Annotated in this window: 16 protein-coding genes; 2 read left to right on the top strand and 14 right to left on the bottom strand. The window is 66.6% G+C overall.

Annotated features, from left to right (window positions below):
• Positions 1-16 precede the first annotated feature (16 nt).
• From CLAM6_RS13800 to CLAM6_RS13745, 12 genes are all read right to left on the bottom strand, one after another.
• On the bottom strand, positions 17-2,449 hold the full coding sequence (locus CLAM6_RS13800; protein ID WP_153636411.1) for an MMPL family transporter: 2,433 nt from the start codon (positions 2,447-2,449) through the stop codon (positions 17-19).
• Positions 2,446-3,066, bottom strand: coding sequence for a LolA-related protein (locus CLAM6_RS13795; RefSeq protein WP_153636410.1), 621 nt, complete (start codon positions 3,064-3,066; stop codon positions 2,446-2,448). The genes CLAM6_RS13800 and CLAM6_RS13795 overlap by 4 nt, the downstream gene beginning before the upstream one ends.
• Positions 3,066-3,563: an acyl-CoA thioesterase gene (locus CLAM6_RS13790; protein ID WP_153636409.1), complete on the bottom strand. Its 498-nt coding sequence runs from the start codon at positions 3,561-3,563 to the stop codon at positions 3,066-3,068. The genes CLAM6_RS13795 and CLAM6_RS13790 overlap by 1 nt, the downstream gene beginning before the upstream one ends.
• A gap of 14 nt (positions 3,564-3,577) precedes the next feature.
• Positions 3,578-5,182: an HAL/PAL/TAL family ammonia-lyase gene (locus CLAM6_RS13785; RefSeq protein ID WP_153636408.1), complete on the bottom strand. Its 1,605-nt coding sequence runs from the start codon at positions 5,180-5,182 to the stop codon at positions 3,578-3,580.
• Positions 5,183-5,295: 113 nt separating this feature from the next.
• A complete protein-coding gene (locus CLAM6_RS13780; RefSeq protein WP_153636407.1) occupies positions 5,296-6,354 on the bottom strand; it encodes a glycosyl transferase in 1,059 nt (352 codons plus the stop codon).
• Positions 6,351-7,214: a glycosyltransferase family 2 protein gene (locus CLAM6_RS13775; protein WP_242007682.1), complete on the bottom strand. Its 864-nt coding sequence runs from the start codon at positions 7,212-7,214 to the stop codon at positions 6,351-6,353. Before CLAM6_RS13775 ends, CLAM6_RS13780 begins: the two co-directional genes overlap by 4 nt.
• Positions 7,211-9,235 carry an AMP-binding protein gene (locus tag CLAM6_RS13770; protein WP_172978713.1) on the bottom strand — a complete coding sequence of 675 codons (2,025 nt, stop codon included), beginning with the start codon at positions 9,233-9,235 and terminating at the stop codon, positions 7,211-7,213. Before CLAM6_RS13770 ends, CLAM6_RS13775 begins: the two co-directional genes overlap by 4 nt.
• A gap of 79 nt (positions 9,236-9,314) precedes the next feature.
• Positions 9,315-9,932 (bottom strand): hypothetical protein, encoded by a 618-nt coding sequence (locus CLAM6_RS13765; RefSeq protein WP_153636405.1) that lies wholly within the window; start codon positions 9,930-9,932, stop codon positions 9,315-9,317.
• Entirely contained in the window at positions 9,929-10,201 is a 273-nt protein-coding gene (locus CLAM6_RS13760) for an acyl carrier protein (RefSeq protein WP_043331449.1), read from the bottom strand. Before CLAM6_RS13760 ends, CLAM6_RS13765 begins: the two co-directional genes overlap by 4 nt.
• A complete protein-coding gene (locus CLAM6_RS13755; RefSeq protein WP_043331448.1) occupies positions 10,191-10,460 on the bottom strand; it encodes a phosphopantetheine-binding protein in 270 nt (89 codons plus the stop codon). The genes CLAM6_RS13760 and CLAM6_RS13755 overlap by 11 nt, the downstream gene beginning before the upstream one ends.
• 144 nt (positions 10,461-10,604) lie before the next feature.
• Complete coding sequence (locus tag CLAM6_RS13750; RefSeq protein ID WP_153636404.1) at positions 10,605-11,408, bottom strand: lysophospholipid acyltransferase family protein; 804 nt, start codon at positions 11,406-11,408, stop codon at positions 10,605-10,607.
• Between the two features lie 8 nt (positions 11,409-11,416).
• Positions 11,417-12,130 (bottom strand): beta-ketoacyl synthase chain length factor, encoded by a 714-nt coding sequence (locus tag CLAM6_RS13745; protein WP_153636403.1) that lies wholly within the window; start codon positions 12,128-12,130, stop codon positions 11,417-11,419.
• Between the two features lie 331 nt (positions 12,131-12,461).
• Between CLAM6_RS13745 and CLAM6_RS13740 the strand changes: the two genes are divergently transcribed.
• The gene (locus CLAM6_RS13740; RefSeq protein ID WP_153636402.1) at positions 12,462-14,003 is read left to right on the top strand and encodes a TrkH family potassium uptake protein; all 1,542 of its coding nucleotides are present in this window, start codon (positions 12,462-12,464) and stop codon (positions 14,001-14,003) included.
• A 94-nt stretch (positions 14,004-14,097) separates the two neighbouring features.
• On the opposite strand, the gene CLAM6_RS13735 is transcribed toward CLAM6_RS13740, so the two are convergent.
• Positions 14,098-15,366, bottom strand: coding sequence for a 1-acyl-sn-glycerol-3-phosphate acyltransferase (locus CLAM6_RS13735; RefSeq protein ID WP_153636401.1), 1,269 nt, complete (start codon positions 15,364-15,366; stop codon positions 14,098-14,100).
• A gap of 62 nt (positions 15,367-15,428) precedes the next feature.
• The gene (locus CLAM6_RS13730) at positions 15,429-16,349 is read right to left on the bottom strand and encodes a recombination-associated protein RdgC (protein ID WP_043331446.1); all 921 of its coding nucleotides are present in this window, start codon (positions 16,347-16,349) and stop codon (positions 15,429-15,431) included.
• 388 nt (positions 16,350-16,737) lie between these two features.
• Between CLAM6_RS13730 and CLAM6_RS13725 the strand changes: the two genes are divergently transcribed.
• The gene (locus CLAM6_RS13725; protein WP_153636400.1) at positions 16,738-17,838 is read left to right on the top strand and encodes a YHYH protein; all 1,101 of its coding nucleotides are present in this window, start codon (positions 16,738-16,740) and stop codon (positions 17,836-17,838) included.
• Positions 17,839-17,952: the final 114 nt, after the last annotated feature.

The raw sequence follows: 17,952 nt of genomic DNA, 5'->3' as shown, positions 1-17,952 counted from the left end.
TCGCTTCAGACCCGCCTCAACTGCGCGCGAAGGGCACCAGACACCAGGTGGCGCTCAGCCCCAGCAGGCAGGCCAGCCCCAGTGCCGCCAGCGCCGGTGTCTGGCTGAAGCTCAACAACCCAAAGGCTAGCAGGCTGGAGGCGCACGACAGCGAAATCGCCAGCAGGCTGGCCTGCGATGCACGGCTGGCGCTGGCCTGTGCTTTGCCTTGTTCGGCTTTTTCATTTGCGCTGCGCGTGGGATTACCTTTATCTGCGCTGCGCGCGGGATGCTCGGCACAGAAGATGCCAGCATCCAGGCCAATCCCCAGTACCAGCAACAGGCCCAGCAGGTGGAAGAGGTTGAGGCCGACGCCTGCCAGTGTCAGGGCCGCCAGTGTCAATACCAGTCCGCCCAGCGGCGGCAGCAGGGCTCGCCAGGTGCTGCGACGATAGCGCAGCGCCAGCAGCAGGCTGATCAAGACCACCGCGCCGCCGACCAGCCAGGCCATCTCGCTGCGAATCCTGCCCAGCGTCGTCGAGAGCCTGGCGACCTGATCCACATACTCAAGGCTGTCGTCATCCGCAGCGAGGCGCGCAAGCGCTGCGCTGCCCTCGGCCGTGACATCCCCGAAGCGCACGATGCCGATAGCGGCGCTGCGCGAATCGAGCCACAGTCGCTGGCCCATCTCGCCGGCGGGCAGCGCGACCCAGTCCGCCGGGCGCAGCGGGTGGGCGTCTGCGATGGCCTGCTCGGCACGCGCGACCAGCTCGGGTGGCAGGCCTGCGGTGCTCAGCACCTGGGGCAGCAGGGTGCGGGTGCGCTCACGCATGGCGCCGAGGTTGGCCTGCTGCTGTTCAAGTGTCGGCAGTTGCTGAGCGAGGCTCGCCCAGTGACCCAGCTGCTGGCGTGCATTCAGCTGCTGGAAGGTGCCTTCCAGCGCATGCAGGCGCGTGAGCAGGGCGGCGTCAGTCTCGGCCTGAACGATCAGGTAGCGCAGGCCGTCCGGTTCGGCGAGCAGGCGCTGGACCTCGCGTTGCTCATTGATCAGGGACGCAGGCGAGGGATTGAGCTGCGTGAGGCGGTCATCGCTGCGCAGTCCGTAGAGGCTGGCCAGCGCGACCAGCAGCAGCAGGCCCAGTGCCTGCCAGCTGCGCTTGCCGGGAATGGCGCGCGCCAGACATCCTGCGGCGCGGACGGCGGGGGAGTCCACGCGGGTGGCCTGCGCCGGCAGTGGCAGTTGCGGCAGCCACAGGCGCACGCTCAGCCAGGCACCGATCAAGCCGAGCGCCGCGAACATGCCCATCTGGCGCAGGCCGGGCATCGGCGTCAGGGTGATGGCCAGATAGGCGGCGAGACTGGAGCACAGTCCCAGCGTCAGGCCCGGCCACAGCGCGGCGAGCCCGCCACGGCCATTCGTCGTCGCCAGGCGGCGCATACACTCCAGATGCAGCACGTAATCGATGGAGATGCCGATCAGGCTGGCGCCGAAGGCCAGCGTCAGCACATGCAGGCTGCCGAAGGCCCACCAGGTCAGTGGCAGCGCGAACAGCACGCCGGTGGCCACCGGCACCAGAAGCAATGGCAGCCGCCGTGGGGTGCGAAACACCGCCCACAGCAACAGCAGCACGCCGATCAGCGAGCCGAGCCCGATGGTCGACATCTCCTGCTTGGCCTGCCGCGCGCCATTGCTGGCATGGAAGACCAGCCCGGAGCGCAGCAGGCGAATGTCGGGATAGTCGGCCTTCACGCCATTCACGGCCTGCTCCAGCGCTTGCTGGTCACTCATCGCGTAGGCGCTGCCTGTCAGGGTGGCGCTGATCAGGCGATAGCCGTCCTGTTCGTCACGGTCCTGTTTATCACTATCTTGTTTATCACTGACTGAGCCAGCGGAAGCCGGCGCGCGCAGCAACAGCTGGCCGCCGGACAGCGACAGGTTGGCGGGCGTCAGCCAGCTCTGCCAGGCGCCGGCGAGACCGAAGGGGTCACGGATCAGGTCGCGCTGGCCGCCGGGCTGGAACAGCTGTCTGAGGGCGCGCGCCTGCCAGTCATCGTCACTCAGGCCTGCAAGCGACGGGGCGATCAGCGCCGGCTGGACCTCTGTCGGCAGGCGCAGGCTTTCGAGGCTCTTGCCGTCATCCAGCCTCGCGATGGGCGCGAGCGCCTGACGCAGCGCCTGGGCGGCGGCGTCACGCTGCTTGCGTGCGGCGGCGCTGGCATCGCGACTGCCGACCAGAATCACCAGCCGGTTGGCGGTGTCATCCAGCGATTCGGCGCGCGCCGCCAGCGGGCTGCGTTCCTGCTCCGGCAGCATGGTGGTGATGCGGGTGTCGATCGACCCACGCCATGGGCTCTGCGGGGCGATCTTCGCGGCCAGCATCAAGGCGCACAGCAGCAGGGCGGCGGCCCACAGCCAGCCCCAGATGGCGCGATCCAGCCCCTTGCGCGGCTCACGGCTGGGCGAGGTCATCGCTCGCAGTGACCGCCGGCGGTGAGCGTCAGCTCAAGGCGGTCACCGTCGCCGCTGTCGAGGTTCACGTGTTCCAGCCAGCTGCCACCGTCGATCTCGAGGCGCTCGATGGCCTCGGCGAGGCGGGCATCGTTGGGCGTCAGGCTGGCCTGCCAGTCATCCGGCGTACCCGTCAACGTGAGGGAGAAGTGCTCCTCGAGCGCCTGCCAGTCGCCGTGGAAGAAGCTGATCAGCAGCTCGGCCATCGCCTGCTGATCGGCCGGCAGCGGCTCACCATTCGGGCCTTGGCTGGCATCGGGGCGCATCTCGAGACGGTCTTCAATCGGTGAAGTGGTTTCCCACACCAGGCCTTCGGGCGCGTTCGGGTCACCGATCAGACGGAAATGACCCCGGCTCTCGAGCTCTGCGCCGACATCCTCGAGCCAGCGTGTCTGCTGAAAATCACCGCAGACTGGGGCGGTGCGCGCCAGCTGTTGCGTCAGGGCACGAGCGTCGAATCTGGCGGCGCTGGGCTTGGGAGCACTGGTCTCTGAGGCACTGGTCTCGGATGCGCTGGCCCAGGGGGCACCGGCAGTCAGCAGCAGGGCAGTGGCGGCAATGGCAAGGCGCGAAGTCATCACGGCGTTCCTCGTGTTTCTGAAGGGGAGGCAGGCGAATCACTGGTGTGTGTCAGCGCTTGTTCGGCCTGCCAGGCGGCCAGCCGCTCGCTGAGCGCGGCGGGCGAGGCCAGCAGCATCTCGCCATCCTCCAGCCCGACGGCGACCTGCACGCTGTAGCCACGGGTCAGGCGCTTGCCGCTCTCGACATCGCGGATCACGTAGTCGAGCTTGAGGCGGTTCTCCCACTCGCGCAGCCGTGCGGTGACGGCGATGCGCTGGCCGAAGCGCGCCGGGCTGGCATAGCGCAGGCGCAGGTCGATCACCGGCCAGGCGTAGCCGGAATCGCGCATCTGCGGATAGTTGTAGTCGAGCATGTCGAGCAGCTTGCAGCGGGCGATCTCGAGATAGCGCACGTAATGGCCGTGCCAGGCGACTTCCATCATGTCGACGTCGTGGAAGGGCACTTCCATCTCTACCGTGGCGGTCGGCAGCGGGGTGTCTGTGGGCTGATTCATGGCTTGTTTCTCGTTCATGCGTTGGCCTCGCCGGCGCTCAGGGCCCAATGGCGCTCACGGATGCGCGCACATAGCAGGCGCAGGTCGGCTTCCAGACCGCGATCTTCCTCGAGGGGCGCGATGTCTTCACGCAGTTCACGGGTGAAGGCGGCCAGTCTGGGCGGCGTGGCGGCTTGACCCGTGATGTCGGCGCGCTGTTCGCTGCCCTGCACGGCGGCGTGCAGGGTGGCGGCGGCGACCTGTTCCACCAGTGTCAGCACGCGCAACGCATCCCGCGCGGCGATGGTGCCCATGCTGACCTTGTCCTGATTGTGGCACTCGGTGGAGCGCGAGAAGACGCTGGCGGGCATGGTCAGCTTGAGGGCTTCCGCCGTCCAGGCCGAGGCGCCGATCTGTACCGCCTTGTAGCCATGATTGAGCGGCGCGCGCTCGAGCGTGGCACCGCTGAGGTTGCTGGGCAGGCCACGGTTGTAGCGGCTGTCGACCAGCAGTGCCAGCTGGCGGTCGAGCAGGTCGGCCAGGTTGGCGACCGCCGTCTTGAGGCTGTCCATCACCATCGCCACATGGCCGCCGTAGAAGTGGCCGCCGTGGAGAATCTTGCCGGCCTCGACATCGATCAGCGGATTGTCGTTGGCGCTGTTGAGCTCGGTCTCGAGAAAACTGCGCCACCAGCTGAGGCTGTCCTCGACCACGCCGATGACGTGGGGCGCGCAGCGCGTCGAGTAGCGGTCTTGCAGGCGCGGCGAGTTGATCGGCGTAGCATCGACTTCCGGCGCCGCCGGGTGGGCCAGATCATCGCGCAGCCACTGGGCCACGCGGGCTTGACCGGGATGTGGCTTGGCGGCGAACAGATCGGCATCGAAGTGGTAGGGGTTGCCTTCCAGCGCCTGCACGCTGAGCGCGGTGATGCGCGCGCTCAGGCGGCTGAGGTAGGTGGTGCGGCCGTAGGCCAGCGCGGCGAGGGCCGTCATCACGGCGGTGCCGTTCATCAGCGCCAGACCTTCCTTGGGGCGCAGCACGTAGGGTGTCAGGCCGTGTGCCGCGAAGACCTCCGCCGTCGGGCGCAGCGCGTGGGGCTGGCCTGCGCCGGGGCGCACCCAGACCTCACGCTCGCCACACAGCACGGCGGCCACATAGGACAGCGGGGTGAGGTCGCCGCTGGCACCCACCGAGCCTTCCTCGGGAATGCGCGGCAGGATGTCGTGATTGAGCAGCCATACGAGGCGCTCCAGCAGCGCCATGCTGACCCCGGAGACACCACGGCACAGCGAGACGAGGCGCACCATCACCACCGCGCGGCTGCTGACCACATCCAGGTCCGCGCCCATGCCACAGCCGTGGAAGGTATAGAGGTGGCGCGGCAGGGCTTCGAGGTCCTCTGCCCCCTGCACGGCACGCGTCACGGAATCGCCGTAACCGGTGGTGACGCCGTAGACCACGCCTTCCTCTTCCAGCAGGCGTTCCAGCAGGGCCGGGCCGGCCTCGATACGGGCGCGGAAGGCGGCATCCGGGGTCAGGCGCACCTCACGGCGGCCTTCGGCGACATCGATCAACTGCTCGAGGGTGATATCACTGCCGTCGAGAATCAGGGCGGAGGAAGAGGTGGCGGGCTGTGACATGACGAGGTACCTGGCGAAGAGAGAAGCGTGAAAAAGCGCTGAACGTGAAGACCGAACAAGGTGAAGGCCGCAGAGCCGGGCGCGAAGCAGCGTTGTCGCAGGCCCGGCGCGGCTCAGACGTCCTGTTTCGGAGCCGACGCGCTGTCTGGATTCGACGTGCTGTCAGGCGCCTGATGCCAGAAGTCGAAGAAGTTGAACCACTGCAGCGGATGGCGCTTCACGCGTGCTTCCAGGTGACGGGCATGGCGCTGCATGGCCTGCTGGATCCACGCCTCGCGACCGCTGCGCTTGACGGCGCGGCTGTCATCGAAGGGCGCGAAATCGACCCGGAAACGCGGATGGGCGCCGCCCTGTTCGCGAATGCAGCTCAGGGTATAGACGTGACAGCGCAGCAGCGCGGCCAGCATGAAGGGCCCCTGCGGGAAGGGCGCGGGCTGATCGATGAAGTCACAGTGCAGCACGCGCGGTGAGGCAGCGGCACTGGCCGGCGACGCGGGCCTGCTGCCTTCTGCCGTGTTGGCTACTACCGAGTTGGCATCTGCCTTGCCATCGTCGACGGTGGGCGGAATCGGCACGCGGTCGGCGGCGATGACCACGAAGCCGCCGCGATTGACGCGATCCCCCAGCGCCATGGCGGTGGCTGGGGTGATCTCGCTGACCTCGATCATCTGCGGCGGCTTGCGCCCGGTGGCCTGTTCCAGCAGCTGATTGAACTTCTCGGCGTGGCGCGTGTGCACCAGCGCACACAGGTCGATGTCGTGGCGCTCACCGATGGCATTGATCACATCCAGATTGCCGTGATGGGCGACGAGGATGATGCCGCCCTCGCCACGCAGCGCGGCGTCGCGCAGGTCTTCCGGGCCGGTGCCGGTCAGCGAGGACAGCGGAATCTCGCCGCTCCAGGCCGAGACCTTGTCCATGATCGCCTCACCGAACTGCATGAAGTGGGCGAAGCTTCTCGTCCACAGGCGTACGCCGCCAAGCTCTGGCTCAAGGCGCTTGAGGAAGTCGAAGGAGGCACGCCGCGCCACCCCGCGCAGCAGGAAGTACCACACCAGCACCGGAAACAGCGCGATACGAAACGGCCAGGCACCGAGGCGACGACGAATCGTCACCATCAGGCGCATGCCAGTGGTGGAGCCGGTTTCCGACAGGCGTGCCCAATGGGTCATTCGTGTTTCCCCTTCGCGTCGTCAGGCTGCGAGGGGCGACTGACATGAGTGGATGGCGACTTGCGATTGCGTCCCGACAGCGAGCGCCAGGCAAGTTTCGGTGAGCGCAGCAGCATGCCGAGGAACAGCCGCGTGTGCATGGCGCTGATCAACAGGTTGTCGTGACCGGGGCGGAAGTGGCTGACGCCTCCGGTGGGATAGCTGACATGCACCGGCAGATTGGCGACCTCGCCATCGGCCCAGTACCAGCGCACCAGCACCTCGGTGTCGAAGGACATGCGGTCGCCACAGTCATGACGCGCCAGCAGCCGGTTGGTGGCGGCCAGCGGATAGAGGCGCACGCCGCACATGGTGTCGCGGATGGCCAGCGACAGGGTGTTGATCCACACCCAGATGTGCGAGGCGTAGCGGCCATAGAAGCGGATGCGCGGCACGCTGGCGTCGTATTGCGGATAGCCGATCTGCAGGCAGTCGGGATTCTCCTGCATGCCGTAGAGGAAGGCGGGCAGATCGCCGACATCGTGCTGTCCATCGGCATCCACCTGCAGGGCATGGGTGAAGCCGAGCTGCTCGGCGGCCTGCAGGCCGCTGCGCACCGCAGCACCCTTGCCGCCATTCTGCTCACGACGCACCAGGTGATGACCCTCGGCCGCCAGCTGATCCAGCACCTCGGCGCAGGGCGCGCTGCAGCCATCATCCACCAGCACGATGGGCAGCCCGAGCGGTGCCAGACCCGCACACACGCCGGCGATGGTGGCGGGGTGGTCGTAGACCGGAATCACCACGCAGGCGCGCAGTGACGACTCGCGGCTGGGGGGAGAGGATGTGTGGCCGGTCATCGGCGCCTGGGGCTGGCTCATGACGCCTCCGGTGTGGGTGTCGTCTGGGGTGAACTAAGTGGCGAACTGAGAGGTGAACTGAGAGGTGTGTCATCGGTTTCAGCACCGTAGCGCAAGCGGCCGCTGGCATGCAGGCCTGCGCGGGATTCCAGGCGGAAGTCGACGCGCAGGCCGTGGCTGTCGGCGACCAGTGTCGCGGCCAGCGAGAAGCGCATGCCCGGCAGCAACAGGTTGGAGAACTTGATGCGCTCCAGACGCTGAAAACGGCTTTCCTGCACGCCGACACCCGCCAGGCGCAGGCGGCGACCGAGATCGCGTGCCCACTTGAGCATCACCACGCCGGGCACCAGTGGCTGGGCGGCAAAATGACCCTCGAGATAGCACAGGCTGTCGGGCACCTCGGCTTCCAGCGTCAGCTGCTGCGGGCCGCTGGAGGTTTCGCCCAGCCAGCGTGGCAGACGATGATCGTCGAGATCGGCAAACAGTCGCGCGATGGAGTCCGCCGTGAACTTGCCCTGGGCATTCAGCGGCAGGCGCGTGACGAAGCGCCAGTAGCGCGGCAGGGCGATGCGCTCGAAACCCGGCATCAGCGCACGGCGCAGGCGCGCGATCAGATCGCGTCGGCTGGCGTGGTCCTGCGGCAGCGCGCTCTCGTCCATCACCACCACCGCGCCCAGGCGATGATCGCGAGTGGGCATCGGCAGGCAACGTACCTCCAGCACCTCCGCTTGCGCGCTGAGGCAGCGCTCCACCGCGCTCAACGAGACCCGCTTGCCGGCCAGCTTGACCAGCCGATCACTGCGCCCCAGCAGCTGAAAGCGTGGCGCCGCCTGCTGCTCGACTTGCGACGGCGGCTCAGCCGCCACTGGCGCGGCGTTGTCGGCCTGCTGCCACCACTGGTCTGGCTGCTCCAGAAACGGCGAGCGTACCGCGAAGGCGGGTGAGAAGCGGGTCTCGACTTCCGGCAGCGGTGTCCAGTCGGGCGTCTCGTGCTGGCGGCGATGTGCGATGCCGCCCGTTTCGGTGCTGCCGTAGATCTCGATCACCGGCGCCTGCAGGCAGTTCTCGGCGTGGCGGGCAGCCTCGGCCGGCAGTGGGGCACCTGAAGAGAAGACCCGCAACAGCTGAGTCTGATCCTGAGCCTGGCCTGCCACGCGGCTCTCGTCACTGGCCTGTGGCAGGCGCGCCAGCTGGGCCGGCGAGCTGACCAGCTGGCAGCGATACCCGAGGCCGGACAGCTGCGCGATGGCGGCGGCCAGCTGCTCCGGGTAATGACAGGCTTCGCTGAGAAACGGCACCCCTTCGCTGAGCGGGCGCAGCAGCGACACCAGCAGACCGTAGATGTGCTGGTGACTGACCTGGCTGAGGCTGACGGCGCCTGTCATTGACTCGGAAGTGGAGTCAGTGTCTGAAGCGTCCGGCGCCAGCGGCCATAGCGTGCGATGCACGGCCAGTTCGGCCTCGAGCTGATCGAAGCGCTTGGCGATGCGCAGCGGCTCGCCGGTGGAGCCGGAAGTGCAGAGCTCCAGCGCGAGACGCGCGCCGTCAGGTGTGATCTCGAGCGGTGTGTTCGGTGCGGCAACAGAGCTGGCAGCACCGGATTGCTCCGGCGGCCAGCCAGCGGCGCTGGTCTCGGGCAGCTTGCCATCACTGCTCCCGGCCAGGCGGACCAGGGTTTCCGGGCGGTCGTCACCGGGCAGCACGGCGAGCATGCCGCGCTCCCACAGCGCCAGCAGCTGAACGCAGGCGCCAAGCGCCGTGGGCTGGAACATCACCCAGCGCGCACCGGGCCGGCGGCCAGCATGCGCTGCGGGCAGGTTGTCCAGCCACTGATGCCAGGCATCGACGCGTGCCATCAGCTCGGCACGACTCAGCGGGCGCAGCGGCTGACCGGGACTGGCCAGCCAGCAGGCCGGCGCCGCGGGTGCGAGTCGGGCGAGCTGGCGCCAACCCTGATGGATGAGGGAGGTGGCGCGCTGGGCGGCGTCTTGCTCAGTGGAGCGTGCGGTGGCGCGGCTGGCAGGCTGGCGGGCATCAGACATGTGAGGCAGGCAACTCTTCAGAAAGTCGAATTCATCTGGGGGCGTATCCATACATGGACTCAGCTATCGATAGCCGAGCTCAGCCATCGGCGCGGCGCAGGCGACGGCGTACCAGCCATTCGCCGCAGAACAGCAGCCCCATCAGCACGTAGCTCACCAGGCCGTTGTAGAGCGTCCAGGTCGCGAGGTCGGCATACAGCGCCGTGGCCGCGGCGACACTGGCATTGAAGACGAAGAAGCCGCACCACACCCGGGTGACCTTGCGGGTATAACGCACGCCGGCGGCGGGCAGATCAGGCTCCTGCAGACGTGCGAGGCGCTCGATGACCGGCATGCCGCGCCACAGACTGGTGGCGAACACGCTGAGCATGGCCAGATTGACCAGCACCGGATAGGCGCGCAGCCCCAGTTCCGCCTCGCTGAGCAGGCTGATGGCGATCAGCAGCGCGGCCAGCGACAGGCGCAGGATCAAGGGCAGGGGCAGACGCTGGATCAGCAAGGCGCCCAGCGCGATCAGCGCCCACACCCAAGGCGAGACATGTCCGCTGGTCGCGTCGCCCGCCGGGCCTGCCGTCAGCCGCGAGAGCAGGGCATAGACCAGCAGCGGCCAGCACACGGCGGCCACGACGCCCAGCCCGCCGAGCAGCAGCCTTGGCAGTGACGGGCGGCGCCCTCGACCAGAGGACAATGACGTCATGCCTGGCGCTGCATCAGCTGCTCGACGGCGGTCACGACATCATCGAGGCTGCGTACGCTCTTGAAGTCATTGGCTTCGATGCGGCGGCCGGTGAACTTCTTGAGTTCGACCACCAGGTCCACCGCATCGATGCTGTCGATGTCGAGGTCTTCATAGAGCAGCGCCTCAGGGTGGATGTCAGCGGCATCGATCTCGAACAGCTCGATCAGAGTGCTGCGCACATGGGCATAGATCTCTTCGCGGGACGCGGTCTGTTGCTCAGCGCTCACGACGGGCCTCCACGAGTTCACGCAGGGCATTGAGGCTGGCGAAATGCGCGCGAGTGTCCTCGGCTTCGGCGTCCAGCGTGATGCCGTACTGCTTCTGCAGCGCGAGGCCGAGTTCCAGGGCGTCAATCGAATCCAGCCCCAGGCCGTCCACGAACAGCGGCTCATCGGCGACGATGTCGTCCGGCGTGATGTCCTCAAGCTCCAGGGTATCGATGATCAGTTGCTTGAGTTCCAGTTCCAGCTTGGCGCTATCGCTCATGAATATTCCTCGTGTCGGCGTACCGATAATGGCCGGTATGAATGGCAGCAGGCTTTATTAACGGCGGGAAGGCCGAATATCTTAATCACTTTTTCTCGCTATCTGATCAACATCAAGATCAGGGCAGTACGGCGCAGCGCGTTGTCATGACTCGCGAATCCGTTGCTGAAAGTCGGCCAGCTCAGCGGCAAAGTCGCTGGCCAGGCGGCGCGTCAACTGGCGGGCATCGCGTGACAGCGGCACCTCATCCTCTGTCGCCGGTGGCGGTGCGACATGCGCCGTCATGTCCGGTAGTACCTTGATATTGAGCATCACCCGCCGGGTCGGGATGTGATACCAGGGCTCGCCCTTGGTCAGGGTGCTGGGCTGGCAGTCGATCAGCACGGGGGTGATCTCGCTTGGCGTGCGCAGCGCGATGTTGGCGGCGCCGCGGCGGAATTTCAGTGCGCGCCCGGGCACGCTGCGCGTGCCCTCCGGAAACAGGATCAAGGCATTGCCGCGCGCCAGGCTCACGCCGGCGGCCTCGAGCACGCCCTGCGGCTCTTCATTGGTGATGTAGCCCGCGGCGCGGATGGGACCGCGGGTGAAGGGGTTGCGTGCCAGCCGCCCCTTGACCACGCAGTCGGCGTGGGGAATCAGCGCGAGCAGGAAGACCACGTCGATCAGCGTCGGGTGATTGGCCAGCACCAGCAGGCCGGGACGTTGCAGGCGCTCGCAGTCGTGCAGGCGATAGTCGAGCACGCCCAGGCCGCGCATCAGGCCCACGAAGCCGCGCATGCAGTGATGGATGATGCTGCGCGCGAGCTTCTGTCGCTTGTCGGGGCAGCGTACCACCAGTGTCAGCAGGGGCCACATTCCCCCCACCAGCAAGCCGCCCAGCCCGAAGGTCAGGAAGCTGATGGCCGTGGCGATGCCACGCCACAGGCGCCCGAGGGGTGACGACAGCATGCGTGGCATCAGTCTGCTGGCGGCGTCGGTGAGGCGGCGTGAGCGCGGCTCAGCTGCCAGTGATGGCGGCGACAGGCGAGCGCCTCAGCCCCGGCCTGCTCGAGCCAGGCGATGACCTCAAGCGGCGTCGGGGCGCTGTCCGTCAACGACTCGCCTGGCGTGGCGCTCAGTGTCCATGCGCTGTCATCGTCACTGTTTCGGCTCAGGCGCAGGGCGACGGCGCTGGCGCAGGCCGGGTAGTCGCCGTGGTGCAGGAAGGCCTCCGGCGCGGCGATATCGGAGAACAGCACGATGACGTCCTCGCGCTCGCTCAGATAGCCGAGCGCCTCGCTCATCAGCGCCTCGAATTCGTTGCCGCAGGCGGCGAGGGCTTCCAGCGGCTGATGGGACTTGCCGGTGATCGAGTACATGCCCAGCACGGCGTTGTGCACCGAGAGCGAGAAGCGTGCCGGTGACAGGGCTTCGTCGGACTGGGTGGCGGCATCCAGCAGGGCGAGAATCTTGCCGGTATCGCCATGACGCGAGGCATGGATGATGGGCAGGTCGGCGTCAGGGTCGAGCGCGAACAGCAGCTTGCAGCAGGCCTGGCCGACCGGGCTGAGTCGACGACGCTGCATGGCCGGGACTTGCTCGGCACGCGGGGAGGGGGTGATATCTACGCGGCTGTCGTGGGCGGTGCGGGTCGCACTCGCCTGCCAGGCTCGCCAATCAGTCAGACGCATGAGGTTCTTGTCCGTGAACGCATCGTTGCCATATTGGGGCCTCAGTGTACCGCACAGGGGTTGGGCAGCCCAACCGGACTCAGGCGTGTTGGCGCAGAGCAGGCGGCGTGGCTACGCGTGTCGTTGGCAGGATAGCAGCTTGCAGGGCGGCACAAGGCGCCTGACGTGAGGCGTCGGGGCGCGATGTCCTGCGGCGGGTCACCGCTGTGGCGGCGCTGGACAGCGGCGGAAGAGGGTGTAGGGTATCGCCGCACTGAGACTGGCGCCCGGGGCGTCATGGGGTAAAACGCTGAGGACGCACAATGATGACGGTCATCAACAGGTCGGTGGCATGAAGGGTGGCTCGCGGGACCTGCTGCGTAGACGGGCTCGCGCAGGGCAGGCGACCCGAGCGCACTCGCAGGCGCTGGTTCGCCTTCTTTCGCTCTCGGAGTGGTTGCCGGTCATCCGGGTACTCGGCCTGCTGCTGTGCGTGGTGGCCTTGATGATGCTGGCGCCCTTGCTGGTGTTGCTCGGTGAAGCGGATGCGGATGCCAGCGCCTTCCTGATCTCGCTGGGCATCACGCTCGGCTCGGCGGCCATCATGCTGACGGTCTCGCGCAAGGTGGAGCTGCAGCTCAAGCCGCGTGCGATGTTCGTGCTGACGACGCTGAGCTGGGTGCTGGTGTCGGCCTACTCGAGCCTGCCGTTGATCTTCGGTGCCACCCACCTGGGCGTGACCGATGCCGTGTTCGAATCGGTGTCGGCGATCACCACCACCGGCTCGACCGTGCTGTCTGACATCGAAGGGCTCTCGGATGGTCTCAAGCTGTGGCGCGGCCTGATGCAGTGGGTCGGCGGCATCGGCATCATCGTGATGGCGATCGCGATCCTGCCGTTTCTGAAGGTCGGCGGCATGCGCCTGTTCCAGACCGAATCCTCGGACTGGTCCGACAAGGTGCTGCCGCGTGCCGGTGGCGTGGCCAAGGCCATCGGGCTGGTCTATGTCGGGCTGACGTTGCTGGCCATCGTCTGTTACTGGCTCGGCGGCATGCACTGGCTGGATGCGCTGGTGCATGGCATGACGTCGCTGGCTACCGGCGGTTTCTCCAATTACGACAGCTCGATGGGCGTCTATTCCGACCGGCCCCATCTGCTGTGGATGGCGTCGGCGTTCATGTTGCTGGGGGCGCTGCCCTTCGTGCTGTTCATCCGCGCCTGGCAGGACCAGGCCGGCGTCCTGTGGCGTGATGCCCAGGTACGCGGCTTCCTGCGTCTGCTGGGGTGGGTGATCGCCTTGCTGACGCTGTATCGCGTCGTCAATGGCGAGGCCATCTTCACGGCGCTGACCCAGGTGACCTTCAATGTCATCTCGGTGGTGACCACCACCGGCTACGCCAGCGATGACTACAGTGCCTGGGGGCCCTTTGCGGTGGTGGCCTTCTTCTATCTGACCTTCGTCGGCGGCTGCAGCGGCTCGACCAGCGGCGGCATGAAGATCTTCCGCCTGCAGATCGGCCTGATCATGCTCGGCAACCATCTGCGCTCGCTGATCCATGCCAATGGCGTCTTCTCGCAGCGCTACAACGGCCGCGCGCTGCCCGATGAAGTGGTGCGCGCCGTGATCGCCTTCTCGTTCTTCTTCTTCATCACCATCGGTGGCTTGGCGCTGGCGCTGTCGTTCATCGGGCTGGACCTGATCACCGCGGTGACCGGCGCCGCCACGGCCGTCACCAATGTCGGCCCGGGACTGGGCGAGATCATCGGCCCGGCGGGCAACTTCTCGAGCCTGCCGGACAGCGCCAAGTGGTTGCTGTGCATCGGCATGCTGATGGGGCGTCTCGAGATATTGACCGTGCTGGTGCTGTTCTCGCCCAGCTTCTGGCGCAAGTAGCGGCCCACGAAAAAGCCACCGTCGATTGACGGTGGCTTTTTCGTGGCTTTGGTCGTGCCAAGCGCGAGGGCGATGTGGCTTGGCTTGCGCCGTCTTACTGCGCGACCTTCTCGCCGTCCGTCGCCTCGGCGGCATCGAGCTTCTCGTCGAGGTCGATGGAGAGCCCTTCGCGATTGAGGATCGGGTTGGCGTATTGCACCAGCCACCAGTCCTTGAGCTCTGCGGGCACCTCTGCGAGGCGGTTCTCGAAGGTGGCGCGCTCGGCACCGCTGATGGCCGAGACATCCAGCGCCGAGGCCAGACGCGGCTCCTCACGCAGCTGCGGGCGGCTGGCGGCCAGCTTCTCGAGTGCCAGCTGATGGCTCGGGTAGAGGGTGTAGTAGGCCAGCACCTGACGGTCGACTTCCTTCACCACGTCTTCCGGGGTCTCGAAGTCGCCCTTGAGCGGCTCGCCGAACACCAGCTTGACGCGCCCCTTGTGGCCGCTGATGCCCGCCGCGATGGACTTGATGTCCTCGTACTGCACCTTCTCGTAACGGCCTTCATTGGCGACGGCCGCCAGCTCACGCGCCTTCTGCAGATCACAGGGGTCGAACTCGTAGCTGATCGACACCGGCACGATGTTGAGCTCGCTGACCGCCTCGCTGAACGGACGCGTCTTGTCGGCGGTGCGCGCCGCCATGGTCAGCATCTTGATGATGGCGCTCTCGGTGCCGTCACGGCCGTCCTTGGCGCGCCCTTCACGCTGGGCCAGCCAGATGGAGTGCTGGTCGTGGGTCAGCGAGTGGCGGATATAGCCCGACAGCGACTGGTAGGCGGCCAGCATCGCGCGCTTGCCCTTGGCGGAGCGTGGCACGATGAAGCTCTTGTTGAGGCGCATCAGGTCGGTGACGAAGGGCTTCTGCAGCAGGTTGTCACCGATGGCGATGCGCACCGTGTCACGCCCGTGACGATAGAGGGCGTAGTTGACGAAGGCCGGGTCCAGCGAGATGTCGCGATGGTTGGACAGGAACAGATACGGCGTGTCCGGCGACAGGCGCTCCAGCCCCACCGTCTCGAAGCTGGTGGTGGTGGTGTGGATCATGCGCGCCATGTAGACGGCGATGCGGCTCTGGAAACTGGCAACGTCCTTGACGCCAATCATCTCGCGCTTGATGGCCAGGCGCGCGATCTGGCGTGCCAGCCACGGGAAACGCTGGGTCAGGCCCGGCAGGCGGAAGCGAGTCAGGGTGTCGAGCAGCTCGCGGTCCTGCTCCAGGCGTACCAGCACCTCCGCTACCTCGTTGTCGTGGTAGGGGCGAATATCGGCGAACGGGTCCTGTTCGCTGGTCGTGGCAGGCTTGGGTGTTGCAGTGTCAGTCATCGACGCACGTCATCCGGGTTTGTCATTCTGAAAAAAGAGAAGGTCGGCAGCGGGCCCAAGGCTCAGCTGGCGGGCTGGGCTTCACCACCCAGCCAGGCGGTCATCTGCTCGATCACGCCGGACAGCACCTGGGCCATCAGCGCGAAGTCGGTCTCCAGACGCAGGATGGGGTCTTCGCCGTCATCCTGGGCGTTGGCTTCATCGACCACGGCATCGGCGAACTTGAGGCTCTTGAGCGCCATGTCCTCACCGAGCACCAGCGCGACGCGGCCATCGACTTCCAGCGCCAGCTTGCTGACCACGCGGCCCAGATTCAGCGCCGTCTGGATTTCCTCGCCGTCGAGATCGAACTGGCGCGCACGCAGCACGCCATCCTCGCCGCCCGGCGCCTTGAGTTCGACCTGGTCACCGACGATCAGGTCTTCCGGGCGTGAGCTGACATCCTTCAGCCAGGTGGTCATCACCTGGGAAGGCGGCTGCGCGACGGCCAGCGGCGTGACCTTGAGCGTGCCCAGTGTCTGGCGCAGCAGGTCCAGCACTTCCTCGGCGCGCTTGGCATTCGAGGCGTTGACGGCGATCAGGCCGCGCCGGCTGTCCCACCACAGGTCGGTGCGCGAGGAGCGCGTGAAGGCGCGCGGCAGCAGCTCCTCGTAGATCTGCTCCTTGAGGGTCAGCTTCTCGCGGCGACGCAGCGGACGGCCTTCGGCGGTCTCGCGCTCGGCCACGCGCTCCTCGAGTTCTTCCTTGACCACGGCGGAGGGCAGTACGCGCTCCTGGCGCAGGGCGCTGATCAGGAAATGGCCCTGAATCTCGTGCACCAGCAGGTCGCTGTTGCGACCGCCAGGTGCCACCCAGCCGATACGCTTGGCTTCGACGCCGGTGACCGGGCGGAAGACATGCTCCGGCAGGGCGTCGGCGAGACGACCCTCTTCCAGCGGTGCGCTATCGTGCAGGCGATACAGTTGCAGGTTCTTGAACCACATGCGACCAGTCCTTGAGTCCGGTGAACGGGGGCTGCCCGTCTGAATGGCGCATATTATGGCGAAACTCATGCGGCGGGTCATCCGCCGTGGACGTGACCCTGCGTCACACTGCGGTTGCCGACCATCTCGCGCGAGCACAAAGACATACTGTGTGCACGCTGTGACGCTAGTCTTGAGTCGACCTGGCGGTGCGCGGTCTGGCGGTTTGCGGTATCGCCCGACAGATATCGATCAGCAGGCAAAGACCCGTAGATATCGACCAGCAGGCAAAGACCAGTAGATATCGATCAGCAGGCATCGACCCGCAGGCATAGACCATCAGACTTGAGACGCGGAGGGCGGCAGAGTGATCGACGACGTTGTTGTGGAGACTGTTGTGGGGACTGCTGTGAAGAGCAGAGCTTCGGGCGCGAGCGCGCTGAAACGGACACGACCACTGACGCTGGCGGCGTTGCCCCTGCTGCTGTTCGGCTGCAGCGGGGAGCATGACGCCCACGACAAGGCGGTCAGCGCGGCCGAGACCAGTGCAACGGTCACGAAAGAGGCAGCCGCTGACGGCGAATCTGCCCCGGCGGCGCTCGGGCTGGATCCTGAGATGTTTGCCGAGGGCGCGATCGTCGGTGAGGTCGAGACCGTCGACTGCACCCTGAGCGGCGGCACGCAGACGACCTGCTATCAGTTCCGTGTGGCCGGTGCGCCCGCGGACCCGCAAACCTCGCCGGAGGGGCCTTTCTGCCCGCCCAATATCCACTCCGGTGAGGAGGAAGGCGGCACCTGGATGGATGGCGAGGGCACTCTCTATCAGGTGGACGGTGAGTTCATCAAGAATCTGGCCACTCTCTACAAGGACAAGGAGTGGCAGATGTACGACGTCAACACGGGCGAGATCACCGTGATCGATGGCGCGCGTGGCTGCGAGGTGGCGGGGAACCCGAACCCCATCGAAGGCTTCGACAACTTCTGTCTCGAGTGTCCGCTGGATGAGCTGGGCGGTGGCATCGAGAAGACTGTCGTGATTCCAAAGGTACCGGTGCCGGCCGCCGAGCCGACCTCGCTTGCCGGCCGCTCCAACACCGGCGTGGCGCTCAATGGCGTGCTGTTCGGCCCGCCGGCGCCGCTGGAGCTGATCCTGAGCTCTCACACCCTGGGGGTGCTCGATGATTGTGGCGCGCATGCCAATCCGCATGAGGGCTATCACTATCACACCGCCACTGGCTGCTCCGAGATCGGCATTCAGGAAGATGGTCACTCACCGATGATCGGCTATGCGCTGGATGGCTATGCCATCTACGCCAGAAAGGACAAGGACGGCAATGTCCCGGATGATCTTGATGAGTGTGGCGGCGAGAGCGACCCGGAGCGTGGCTATCACTATCATGCCTCCGCGCCGGGGGTTAACCAGATCTTCGGCTGCTTCATGGGCGAGAAGGGGCACTTCCTCGACGAGGAGGGCGGCGAGAGGCCACCGCAGGGTCCGCCCGGCGAGTAGCCGTCTTGTAGGGATGGCGAGCAGGGCCGGCGTCATCATTCAGCCAAGCGTTTGTTTTTCTGTCCGTCACCGGCATAAGATCAGCTGACGATGGCCATACGGCGCGATCGTCTT

This window comes from Cobetia sp. AM6, assembly GCF_009617955.1.
Lineage (GTDB): Bacteria > Pseudomonadota > Gammaproteobacteria > Pseudomonadales > Halomonadaceae > Cobetia > Cobetia amphilecti.
The sequence above is the reverse complement of the archived record's forward strand: the minus strand, read 5'-3'. Positions and strand labels throughout refer to the sequence as shown.